10 protein-coding genes and 1 tRNA gene are annotated in these 10,967 nt (G+C 67.0%); 6 read left to right on the forward strand and 5 right to left on the reverse strand.

All coding sequences use genetic code 11. From position 1 onward, the window contains the following. Positions 1-213 precede the first annotated feature (213 nt). Positions 214-288, reverse strand: a tRNA-Thr gene (locus QN347_RS17230). Between the two features lie 81 nt (positions 289-369). Here QN347_RS17230 and QN347_RS17235 point away from each other — a divergent pair. Then, positions 370-495, forward strand: a complete 126-nt coding sequence (locus QN347_RS17235) for a hypothetical protein (protein ID WP_268249518.1) — start codon at positions 370-372, stop codon at positions 493-495. Here QN347_RS17235 and QN347_RS17240 read toward each other — a convergent pair. Then, positions 485-2,278, reverse strand: a complete 1,794-nt coding sequence (locus tag QN347_RS17240; RefSeq protein WP_322160951.1) for an aminopeptidase P family protein — start codon at positions 2,276-2,278, stop codon at positions 485-487. The genes QN347_RS17235 and QN347_RS17240 overlap by 11 nt on opposite strands. A 365-nt stretch (positions 2,279-2,643) precedes the next feature. Between QN347_RS17240 and QN347_RS17245 the strand changes: the two genes are divergently transcribed. The 4 genes from QN347_RS17245 (at position 2,644) to QN347_RS17260 (ending at position 6,498) form a co-directional block, all read left to right on the forward strand. After that, on the forward strand, positions 2,644-4,704 hold the full coding sequence (locus QN347_RS17245) for a S9 family peptidase (RefSeq protein ID WP_322160949.1): 2,061 nt from the start codon (positions 2,644-2,646) through the stop codon (positions 4,702-4,704). 141 nt (positions 4,705-4,845) lie between these two features. After that, positions 4,846-5,421 carry a DedA family protein gene (locus QN347_RS17250; RefSeq protein ID WP_322160947.1) on the forward strand — a complete coding sequence of 192 codons (576 nt, stop codon included), beginning with the start codon at positions 4,846-4,848 and terminating at the stop codon, positions 5,419-5,421. Then, positions 5,418-5,807 (forward strand): acyl-CoA thioesterase, encoded by a 390-nt coding sequence (locus QN347_RS17255; RefSeq protein WP_189676978.1) that lies wholly within the window; start codon positions 5,418-5,420, stop codon positions 5,805-5,807. The genes QN347_RS17250 and QN347_RS17255 overlap by 4 nt, the downstream gene beginning before the upstream one ends. Positions 5,808-5,871: 64 nt before the next feature. Beyond that, on the forward strand, positions 5,872-6,498 hold the full coding sequence (locus tag QN347_RS17260) for a YbhB/YbcL family Raf kinase inhibitor-like protein (protein ID WP_322160945.1): 627 nt from the start codon (positions 5,872-5,874) through the stop codon (positions 6,496-6,498). A 38-nt stretch (positions 6,499-6,536) separates the two neighbouring features. Here the strand turns inward: QN347_RS17260 and ppc are convergent, their stop codons facing one another. The 3 genes from ppc to QN347_RS17275 all read right to left on the reverse strand — a co-directional run bounded on the left by ppc (position 6,537) and on the right by QN347_RS17275 (position 10,303). Then, the gene (ppc, locus tag QN347_RS17265; RefSeq protein ID WP_322160943.1) at positions 6,537-9,215 is read right to left on the reverse strand and encodes a phosphoenolpyruvate carboxylase; all 2,679 of its coding nucleotides are present in this window, start codon (positions 9,213-9,215) and stop codon (positions 6,537-6,539) included. Positions 9,216-9,261: 46 nt separating this feature from the next. Continuing rightward, on the reverse strand, positions 9,262-9,648 hold the full coding sequence (locus QN347_RS17270) for a calcium-binding protein (RefSeq protein WP_133191603.1): 387 nt from the start codon (positions 9,646-9,648) through the stop codon (positions 9,262-9,264). A gap of 88 nt (positions 9,649-9,736) precedes the next feature. Then, complete coding sequence (locus tag QN347_RS17275) at positions 9,737-10,303, reverse strand: HNH endonuclease (RefSeq protein WP_140852173.1); 567 nt, start codon at positions 10,301-10,303, stop codon at positions 9,737-9,739. Positions 10,304-10,371: 68 nt separating this feature from the next. On the opposite strand from QN347_RS17275, the gene QN347_RS17280 reads away from it, so the two are divergent. Beyond that, a partial coding sequence (locus QN347_RS17280) for a glutamate--tRNA ligase family protein (protein ID WP_323494222.1) occupies positions 10,372-10,967 on the forward strand: 596 nt, incomplete at its 3' end.

Consider the following 10,967-nt stretch of genomic DNA (forward strand, 5'->3'; position numbering starts at 1 on the left):
CATCGATCCTGCAGATTTCAGAATCATGGCTTGAGCGAGCGACGATTTCGCGGGTCGTCAAGCAGACGGAGTATAGCTCAATATTAAACGCATCCCGCGTTGCGCGCGCTCCGCGCAATGCATGGGGTATCCCTCGTTGTTATCCGGTTATTATCCAGCTCAGGCCGCAGGATCCCCCGGAAGGGGAATTATCCACTAAGTCACTTAAAAAACTGGTGCTGCCGGTGAGGATTGAACTCACGACCTCAGCCTTACCAAGGATGCGCTCTACCACTGAGCTACGGCAGCATGTCCGCAAAGCACCTTACGGCGTCTGCGGAAGCGGCCTAAGAGCGGTTGGCGCGGGGATTGTCAAGGAGCGTTTCACCGGTGAGCACAAAAGAAGACGAGAAAGCGGCGCGGCTGGCCGCGGCGCTGCGCGAGAACCTCAAGCGCCGCAAGGGGCGCGAGCGGGCGCTCGACGCGGCGCCGCGCGACGACGATGTCACGCGATAGGCGCGCATTTCGCCGCGAGCCAGGCACGCTCGTCGGCATCGAGATGATCGCCGATCACCGCGACGACGCGGGCATGGTATGAATCGAGCCACGCGCGTTCGGCTGCACTCAGCATCTCGGTGACGATCAGCGAGCGTTCGATCGGACAGAAAGTGAGCGTCTCGAACCCGAGCATCGTCGCGCCCTCGGCAAAGCCGCGCTCCTCGACCAGGATCAGATTCTCGATCCGGATCCCGTATTCGCCCGCCTTGTAATAGCCGGGCTCGTTCGAGAGGATCATGCCGGCACGCAGCGGCTCGGCCGGGCCGCCGCCGGGATAGGTCGGCGGCGCGATCCGCTGCGGCCCTTCATGCACCGAGAGATAGGCGCCGACGCCGTGGCCCGTGCCATGCGCATAATCGAGCCCCACCGCCCAGAGCGGCCGCCGCGCGAACGGATCGAGCTGCCCGCCGGTCGTGCCGTGCGGGAAGACCGCGGTCGCCAGCGCGATATGGCCCTGCAGCACGCGTGTGAAGCGGTCGCGCATTTCGGGGGTCGGCTCGCCGATCGGCAGGACGCGCGTCAGGTCGGTCGTGCCGTCGGCATATTGCCCGCCCGAGTCGACCAGGTACAGCTGGCCCAGTTCGAGCGGCGCGTTCGATTCGGGCGTCGAGTGATAGTGCGGACTCGCGCCGTGCGCGCCCGTCGCCGAGATCGTGTCGAACGAGGTGTCGAGCAGCACGCCCGTCGCTTCGCGGAACGCCTGCAGCTTGGCGACGCACGCCAGTTCGTCGAGCCCGCCCTTGGGCGCCTCGGCCTCGACCCAGCGGAGGAATTTCGCAAGCGCGGCACCATCGCGCGCCGAGGCGGCACGGTGACCGTCGATCTCGACGCGGTTCTTGACCGCCTTGGCGAGCACGACGGGGTCGCGCAGCGCGAGCACCGTGGCACCGCCCTGATCGAGCCGCTCGAAGATCGCGGCGACCGCGCGCTCGGGATCGGCTGCGATGCGCTTGCCGGCGTAGCGGCCGAGCGCGTCGGCAAAGGCGCTGCGCGGGTGGAGGCGGATCGCATTGCCGAGATGCTGGCGCACCGCGTCGCTGACCTTTTCCGGCGCAACGAACAGGTCGGCGGTGCCGTCGGCATCGACGATCGCGTAGGCCAGCGCGACGGGCGTGTGCGCGACGTCCTGGCCGCGCACGTTGAGCGCCCAGGCGATCGAATCGAGCGCGGTCAGCACGACGGCGTCGGCCTTGGTCGCGGCGAGCCAGTCGGCGATCTGCGCGCGCTTGGCGGCCGAGCCGACGCCGGCGCGCGCTTCGTCCTGGACGACGAGCGGCGCGTCCGATGGGGCAGGGCGGTCGCTCCAGACGGCATCGATCGGATTGGTCTCGACCGCGACGAGTTCGGCACCGCGCGCGGCGAGCGCGGCGCGCGTGTCGTCGACCCAGCCGCGGGTGTGGAGCCAGGGATCATAGCCGATCCGCCCGCCGGTCGGCGCATGCTCGCCGAGCCATGCCGCGATGTTCGTCGCGGGCACGGCGACATAGGCCCAGTCGTCGGCCGCAACCTGTTCGCGGACTTGCAGCGTATAGCGGCCGTCGGTGAAGATCGCGGCACTCTCGGTCAGCACGACCGCGCTTCCGGCGGACCCCTGGAATCCCGTCAGCCACGCGAGGCGCTGCGCATAGGCACCGACATATTCGCTCATATGCTCGTCGGTCAGCGGGACGACGAACCCGTCTAGACGGTCGTGCGCCAGCTGGGCACGAAGGGCGGCGAGGCGGGTGGAATGGATCGACATGCGTTTTCTCGTAGTTGCGGGAAGCGGGGAGGGCGTTCGGTTGCGAGGGAGCCTATCCTGACGGATCGGGCGGGACGAAGCGCAACCTTGCCAGATCGCGCCCGGGCGCGACAGGGCCGACGGCATCCATCCCCGCAGGCGTGCCCGGTTCGCCTGCGGACGCGCTATCCTTAGGATGTGGGTTGCTGCTGGAGGTCTCGTCCCGTCGCTGGCGATGCGCGCCGAGAAGAGAGCGCAGCGCGACGCAAGCGGATGTCGGGGTGGCGGTCACTGCGGTCGGACAGGTCGACGGTGCGCTGCCTGAGCCGGGTCGCCCAAGTGCACGCATCTCGACTTGTCCCGCCGGGAGCGGGTAGGGATTGGGGATGACAGACCTCACCCCGCCCGTCGCGCAGACTCGCGCCCACAGCTTCACCGCACACGGCGTGACCATCGAAGACCCGTACGCGTGGCTGAAGGACCCCAACTATCCCGAGGTCGACGATACGGACGTGCTCGCCTATCTCGCGGCCGAGAACGCCTATTTCGAAGCCGTGATGGCGCCGCACAAGGGGCTGATCGACCGGCTCTACGCCGAGATGAAGGCGCGCATCAAGGAAGACGATTCGTCGGTGCCGCAGAAGGATGGCGACTGGCTGTACTGGACTTCGTTCGAGACCGGCGGCGAGTATCGCAAATGGTGGCGCAAGCCCGTCGGCGGGGGCGAGCCCGACCTGATCCTCGACGAAGTCGCGCTGGCCGAGGGCAGGGAATATTTTCGTTTGGGCGCTTTCTCGGTGTCGAACGACGGGCGGCTGCTTGCGTATGCGATCGACGACAATGGCTCGGAGCGGTTCGAGGTGCGCGTCAAGGATCTGACCACGGGCGAGCATTTGCCCGACGTCATTCCGGGAATGCTGTCGGAGATCGTCTGGACCGCCGACGACAAGGGCTTCCTCTACGGCCTCGCCAACGAGCAGTGGCGCACCGACAATGCGAGGCTCCACTGGCTCGGCACGCCGGTCGCCGACGATGTCGAATTGTTCAAGGAAGCCGATGAGGGCTTCCGCGTCGGCGTCAGTGAGACGAGCGATCGCCAATGGATCGTGCTGTCGAGCGGCGACCATGTGACGAGCGAGATCTATCTGCTCCCGGCGACCGACCCGCTCGCCACGCCGCTGTGCGTCGCGCCGCGCAAGGTGGGGCGCGAGTACGATGTCGACATGCACGGCGACACGCTGTTCATCCACACCAACGACACCGACCCCAATTTCCGGCTGTGCACCGCGCATATCTCGGCGCCGGGCGAGTGGGTCGAGAAGATCGGCCCGTCGAAGCATTTCTACATGACCGGGATCGACTGCTTCCGCGATTTCTTCATCGTCGACGGGCGCGAGGACGGGTTGGATCAGATCGAGATCCATCGCTACGACGATGGCATCGCACCGCAGCGGATCGTCTTTCCCGAGGCGAGCTATGACGCGGGCCTGGGCAACAATCCCGAATATGCGATGGATGTGTTGCGCGTCGGCTATGAATCGATGGTCACGCCGGGCACCGAATATAATTACGACGTCGCCACCGGCACGCTGACCACGCTCAAGGTGCAGGAAATCCCTTCCGGCTATGACAGCGACAAATATCGCACCGAGCGGCTCAAGATCGCTGCGCGTGATGGCACCGAGGTGCCGGTGTCGATCGTCTACCCCAAGGACTTCCCGCGCGACGGGTCGCGGCCGATCTATCTCTATGCGTACGGCGCGTATGGCTATGCGATCCCGCCGGGCTTCTCGACCGGGCGGCTGTCGCTGCTCGATCGCGGCTTTGCCTATGCGATCGCGCATATCCGCGGCGGCGACGATCTCGGCCAGCAATGGTATCTTGACGGCAAGCTCGAGAAGCGCGCCAACACCTTCAACGATTTCGTCGATGTGGCGAAGGGGCTGATCGCGGGCGGCTGGACCTCGGCCGGCAAGATCGCAATCGCGGGCCGTTCGGCCGGCGGCGAGCTGATGGGCGCGGTGGTCAATTCGGATCCCGAACTGTGGGGCGCGGTGATTGCCGACGTGCCGTTCGTCGACGTGCTCAACACGATGATGGATGCCGAACTGCCGCTAACGCCGGGCGAGTGGCCCGAATGGGGCAACCCGATCGAGGATAAGGCGGCGTTCGAGCTGATCCGCGGCTACTCGCCCTATGACCAAGTGAAGGCGCAGGCCTATCCGCCGATGTTCATCAGCGGCGGCCTCAACGATCCGCGCGTGACCTATTGGGAGCCCGCGAAATGGGCGGCCAAGCTGCGCAGCGTGAAGACCGATAGCAATGTGCTGCTGCTCAAGACCAACATGGGTGCGGGGCATGGCGGCAAGTCGGGGCGCTTCGAAAGCTTGCGCGAGGCGGCCGAGGAGCATGCCTTCGTGCTGTGGCAATTGGGCGTCGAGGCCTAGTTGCGATGAGGTGGTGCTCCTCCTCCGTCACCCCCGCGAAAGCGGGGGTCGCGCTGCCTGGCCCGGTTCGCGAAGAAGAAGCGGGATCCCCGCTTTCGCGGGGATGACGGTGGGGACTGAAGCAAGAGGCGGCGTACGCTAGTGTCGATCGAAACGATCATTGCGAAATATGGGCTGGCTGCGCTGTTTCTCGGCGCCGGCATCGAGGGCGAGACCGTCGTCGTCGCGGGTGGGTTGCTGTCGCACAAGGGGCTGCTCCCGCTGCCCGGTGCGATGGCGGCAGCAGCGGCGGGGTCGTTCGTCGCCGACCAGATCTTCTTCAGCGCCGGGCGCTATTTCCGCGGCAAGGCGTGGGTCAAACGCCAGCAGCAGCGCCCGATCTTCGCGCGCGCGCTGGGATTGCTCGAACGCTATCCGATCGGCTTCATCTTCGCCTTCCGCTTCATCTACGGCTTCCGCACGATCAGCCCGATCGCGATTGGCACGACCAAGGTCGAGACCAGGCTGTTCCTGCTGATCAATGCGATCGCGGCGGTGGTATGGGGGATCGTCTTCACCGGAATCGGCTATCTGTTCGGGCACAGTTTCGAAAAACTGATCGAGCGCTTCCTGCCCGACAAGCATGCGATCCTGATCGTCGGCGGCGCGGTCGTCGTTGTCGCCGCGATCGTCGGGGCGATCCATTGGTGGCGCACGCGCGGGAAAGCCGCGACGTGAGCCGCTTCGTGCAGGCGATCACCGCGAGCGCCGCCGACATCGACGAGCTCGGCCATGTCAACAATGCGGTATGGGTGCGCTGGATCCAGGAGATCGCGGTGGCGCACTGGATGGCGCAGGCGCTGCCCGAGCATCGCGACGCCTATTTCTGGGTCGTGACGCGGCACGAGGTCGATTATCGCGGCAATGTCGGTGTCGGCGAGACGGTAACCGGCGAGACCTGGGTTGCCGCGGCGCCAAAGGGCGCGCGGTTCGACCGCGCGGTGCGCTTCACCGGGGCCGACGGCAAGGTCAAGGTCGAGGCGGTGACGACCTGGGCGATGCTCGACCGCGCGACCGGCAAGCTCGCGCGGGTGCGCGACGAGATCGCCGCGCCGTTTTTGTGACGCGGGCGGAACCTGTGCGGCGCCCGAGGGCTTGGTTGTCTCAAGCTTTTGAAAGGCCGCAGCGATGCTCGAACATGTCCCCGAATGGCTTGGCGCCAGTTTGCGCAACATCCGCGCCGGTGCCGAGCATCTCGCGATCGTCCATCCCGCGCTGGGGATCGGTGCGGTCGAGATCGCGCTGAGCAGCCCGGCGTTCGGCGATTTCGCCGAGATGCCGGCGCGCTTCACCGCCGATGGCGCGGGCGTCTCGCCGCCGCTCCACTGGTCCGACGCGCCGGCCGGGACGCAGAGCCTCGCGCTGATCGTCGAGGATGCCGATTCGCCGACGCCCGCGCCGCTGGTGCACGCGATCCTGTGGGGCATGAACGTCGCGACGACGGGGCTTGCCGAGGGTGCGATCGCCGCCGATGGCGCGGCGGGTGCGATCGGGATAAACTCCTATCTGTCGCAAGGCTGGCTCGCGCCCGATCCGCCCAGCGGGCATGGCGAGCATCGCTACGTCTTCCAGCTGTTTGCGCTCGATTGCTCGCCCGAGGATCTCGGCGACGGGCCGGGGCGCGGGGCGGTGCTCAATGCGATGGCGGGGCACGTGATCGGTGCCGGGATTCTGACCGGGCTCTATTCGCGCGGCGAGGTCGTCGATGCGCCGGTGGGTGACGCGGCCGCGATTGGCGGACCAGCGGTAGCATAGGTGTTGCGCCCCTCCCCTGAAGGGGAGGGGCTTTCAGGTTAGCCGCTGTTGCGCAGCGCGGTCGCGATCGCGTTGATCGACAGCAGGATGCCCTCGCCGATCCGCTCGTCCTCGTCGCCCGCGCGGCGGCGCTTGATCAGCTCGATCTGGAGCAGGTTGAGCGGCTCGATATACGGCAGCCGCAGCCGGATCGACGCGTCGAGCGCGGGATGCGCCTGCAGCAACCGTGTCTGCCCGGTGATCTCGAGCAAGCCGTCATGCGCTTGCTGCCAGCCACCCACGATCCGCGGGAAGATCGCGTCGGCCAGCGCGCGATCCTCGACCAGCGTCGCGTAGCGCGCCGCGATGTCCATGTCGGACTTGGCGATCACCTGCTCCATATTGGCAAGGCTTGCAGCGAAGAACGGCCAGCCCTGCGCCATCTCGGCGAGCAGCCCCTTGTCCTCGAAGCTGCTCAGCGCCTGGCCGACGCCGTACCAGCCCGGCAGCATCACGCGCGCCTGCGCCCAGCTGAACACCCACGGAATCGCGCGCAGATCCTCGATCTTGTCGGACTTGGTCCGGCTCGCCGGGCGGCTGCCGATCTTGAGGCCGGCGATCTCGACGATCGGCGTCATCTGGCGGAAGAAAGTGCGGAAGCCGTCGGTGCCATAGACCAGCCCGCGATACGCTTCGAAGGCCGACGCCGAGAGCGTGTCCATCGCCGCCGAGAAACGGCGCGTGTCAGCGGCCGACAGCGCATCGGGCTCGAGGCTGGCGAGCAAGGTGGCCGAGGCCATCGCCTCGAGATTGGTGATCGCGCTGTCGCGCGTCCCGTATTTGCCCGCGATCACTTCGCCTTGCTCGGTGATGCGGATGCGGCCCTGGACGGTGCCCGACGGCTGCGCGCGGATCGCCGCAAAGGCCGAGCCGCCGCCACGCCCGACCGCGCCGCCGCGGCCGTGGAACAGCTGCATGCCCACACCCGCGCCGGCGAACACGCCCTTCAGCGCGGTCGAGGCTTTCGACAAGCTCCAGGTCGAGGTGAGATAGCCACCATCCTTGTTGCTGTCGGAATAGCCGATCATCACTTCCTGGAAGCTGCGCGCCGCGGTGATGCCGCGCACTTCGGGGAGCGAGAACCATTCGGTCATGATGCCGGGCGCGGCCTCGAGATCGCCGATCGTCTCGAACAGCGGCACCGCCATGATCGCCGCGCTAGGCGTCGCGCCGCCGCGGTAGAGCCCGACCTCCTTGAGCAGGATGTTGAGCTCGAGCAGGTCGGACACCGATTGCGCCATCGAGACGATGTGCTGGACGATGCACGCCGGGCCGTATGTGGCGTGCGCCTCGGCGGCGGCGCGGACGATCGCGAGTTCTGACTTCGTCTCGTCCGAATAGTCGGCGAACGGGCTGGCCAAGGGCCGCGCGTTCGACAGTTCGTGGCGCAGCAGCGAGACACGCTGCGATTCGTTGAGCGACAGATAATCCGCTTCGACGCCCGCCACCTTGAGCAGTTCGGCGACGACGCGTTCGTGCACCGCGCTGTTCTGGCGCAGGTCGAGCGTCGCCAGATGGAAGCCGAAGGTCTCGCACGCGCGGATCAACCGGCCGAGCGCCCCGCCCGACGACAGCGCGCCGCCGCCCGACCGAAGCGCGCGCGCGATCGTGACAAGATCGGCGCGGAACGCCTGTGGATCGGCATAGCGTTCGCCCTTGAGCGCAGCGGCGCGCGGCGCCGGCTTGCCGGTGAGCGCGAGATGCGTCGCCGCGAGGCGCGCGTAGATGCCCGACAGCGCGCGGCGGTACGGCTCGTCGCTGCGGCTCTCGGCGGTGTCGCCGCTGGCATCGGCGAGCGCGATAACCGCGTCGTCGGCGGGCGCGAGATTGGTCGAGATCGACAGCTCGGCGCCGAGCGCATGGACCGCGTCGAGATAATAGCCGAGCACCGCTTCGCTCGCCTTGGCGAGCGCGGTCTTCAGGCTGTCGGCGGTGACGAACGGGTTGCCGTCGCGGTCGCCGCCGATCCAGCTGCCGGGCTTGAGGAAGCTCGGCACGCGCTCGCCGAGTGCGCGGTCCCAGCGCTGGTAGAGCGCGGGGAGTGCGGGCAGAAAGACGTCGCGCAGATACGACAGTGCGATCTCGACTTCGTCGGTGACGTAGAGCCGTTCGCGGCGCAGCACGCGCGTCTGCCACAGCAACGCGATCTGGCGCAGGATCGCTTCCTCGACGTCGTCGCCATCGGGCGTCTCGTGGACGTCGGCATCGCGCAGCCGCATCAGCGCCGCGATCCGGTTGCGATGGTCGATCATCGACTTGCGGCGGACTTCGGTCGGATGCGCGGTGAGGACGGGGGCGATCAGCGCATGGTGGAGCAAGTCCATCACCTGCGCCTTGTCGATCCCTTCGCCGGCGAGCCGTTCGAGCGCGGCGGCAAGATCGGCGCCCTGTTCGGCAGCGACGCCTTGGCGATCCTCGGCAAGATTGGCGAGCATCGAGAACAGCATGAAGCCGCGCACGAAATCGAGCGTCTCGTCGAGGCTCAGCGCATCGAGGCCGAGATCGGCCTCGCGCCCCCCGTCGCCATTCTTGGTGCGATGGCGGTCGACCGAGGCGGTGCGGATCGATTCGGTCCGCGCGTAGAGCGCGTCGCCGCCATAGGTGCGGATCACGTCGCCGAGCAATTTGCCCAGAAAACGAATGTCGGGATTGTTTGCGATTCCGGGGAGGTCAGCCATGATTTCATGCTGCATTGCGGCAGCGGCGCGGTCAATCGCTTGTCGATTATTTCACTGCTGCGGCGGACGACGCATTGTTCGAAGCATCCTCGGCGGTACGCGCCGCGCTGCTCTCGACGTTGGTCAGCAAGCCGTCGTGATTGGCATCCTCGCGGTCGAAGCGTGCGAGGCTGCCGCTGATGAATTCGCGGTGGGTGATCTTGCCGTCGTGATCGGCATCGAGCGCGTTCAGTCGCTTGGCATATTTAACCGGAACCTCGGACTGCGCGATGGCGCCGTCGAGATTGCGGTCGAGCCGCGTCCAGCGCGATTCGAGCAGCGTTTCATATTCGGCGCGCTTGAGCAGCGTCGGGGGCACGAAATTGGCGGCATATTCGTCATTTGTCGGCTTGGATTCGCATCCTGCCACAAGCAACAGACAGGTCGTGATCATCAGCCGGCGCATTGTTTTCTCCCGTTGGGGGGTGAACGGCGCGCCACGCCGATCGTTCCGACACTGTCGTTTCGGCACCGCCGGCAGCTTAGGCCTCGAGCTCGACGTCCCAATACAGCCAGTCGTGCCAGGTATCGTGGAGGAAATTGGGCGGATAACGTCGGCCGTGTTCCTGCAGCTGCCAGCTGGTCGGGCGGATCGCGTCGATATGCAGCGGCATCCCCGCTTGTTTCGGCGTGCGCCCGCCCTTTTTGAGGTTGCACGGCGAGCACGCGGTGGCGACATTTTCCCACGTCGTGCGACCGCCCTGCGCGCGCGGGACGATATGATCGAAGGTCAGATCGTTGCCCGCGCCGCAATATTGGCAGACGAACTTGTCGCGCAGGAACAGGTTGAAGCGCGTGAAGGCGGGGAAGGCGCTGGGGCGGACATACGATTTGAGCGCGATCACCGAGGGCAATTTGATCCGCTGCGTCGGGCTGCGCACTTCGCGCTCATATTCGGCGACGATGTCGACGCGGTCGAGGAACACCGCCTTGATCGCGGTCTGCCACGGCCAGACCGACAGCGGATAATAGCTCAGCGGAGTGTAGTCCGCGTTGAGCACAAGCGCGGGACAGCCATCGGGGTGGCGGATCAGATCGGGATGGTACACTTCGGCCCCTCCTTTACCACTGAGTGGCGCTTCCTGCGGGGCTTCAAGCCCATTAGGATGACGCTGTCATGACAGCGCTACCCGTCTCGTCCGATTTCAGCACGGCGACCGACTCGCGGTCAAGTGCGCGCGTGGCCTCGGTCGTCACGCGCTTTGCGCCGAGCCCGACCGGGCGACTGCATCTGGGGCACGCCTATTCGGCGGTGCAGGCGCACGACCGTGCGCGGGCGGCCGGCGGGCGGTTTCTGCTGCGGATCGAGGATATCGACGGCACCCGCAGCCGCCCCGAGCATGTCGCGGCGATCGAGGCCGATCTGCGCTGGCTCGGTTTGGGGTGGGACGGACCGATGCTGTTCCAATCGACCCGTCTCGATGTCTATGCCGCCGCGCTCGAGCGGTTGCGGGGGATGGGGCTGCTGTATCCGTGCTTCTGCACGCGCACCGAGATCGCGGCGAGCTTGAGCGCGCCGCATGGGGCCGAGGCGGTGTATCCGGGGACGTGCCGTGCGCTCGACGCGGATGCGGTCGCGGCGCGGGTCGCGCACGGGGACCGCTTCGCATGGCGCATCGATATCGCCAAGGCGCTCGCCCTCGCGCCTCCCCTCCCTGGAAGGGAGGGGCTGGGGGTGGGGCGGCCCGCGGCTGGCGCTGCGCGCGGCCGCGG

It is taken from the genome of Sphingomonas sp. 10B4 (assembly GCF_035019905.1).
Taxonomy (GTDB): Bacteria; Pseudomonadota; Alphaproteobacteria; order Sphingomonadales; family Sphingomonadaceae; genus Sphingomonas; species Sphingomonas glacialis.

Coding starts and splice junctions, on each gene's coding strand:
- QN347_RS17240 (WP_322160951.1), bottom strand. CDS start 2,278: ATGTCGATCCATTCCACCCGCCTCGCCGCCCTTCGTGCCCAGCTGGCG.
- QN347_RS17245 (WP_322160949.1), top strand. CDS start 2,644: ATGACAGACCTCACCCCGCCCGTCGCGCAGACTCGCGCCCACAGCTTC.
- QN347_RS17260 (WP_322160945.1), top strand. CDS start 5,872: ATGCTCGAACATGTCCCCGAATGGCTTGGCGCCAGTTTGCGCAACATC.
- ppc (WP_322160943.1), bottom strand. CDS start 9,215: ATGGCTGACCTCCCCGGAATCGCAAACAATCCCGACATTCGTTTTCTG.
- QN347_RS17270 (WP_133191603.1), bottom strand. CDS start 9,648: ATGATCACGACCTGTCTGTTGCTTGTGGCAGGATGCGAATCCAAGCCG.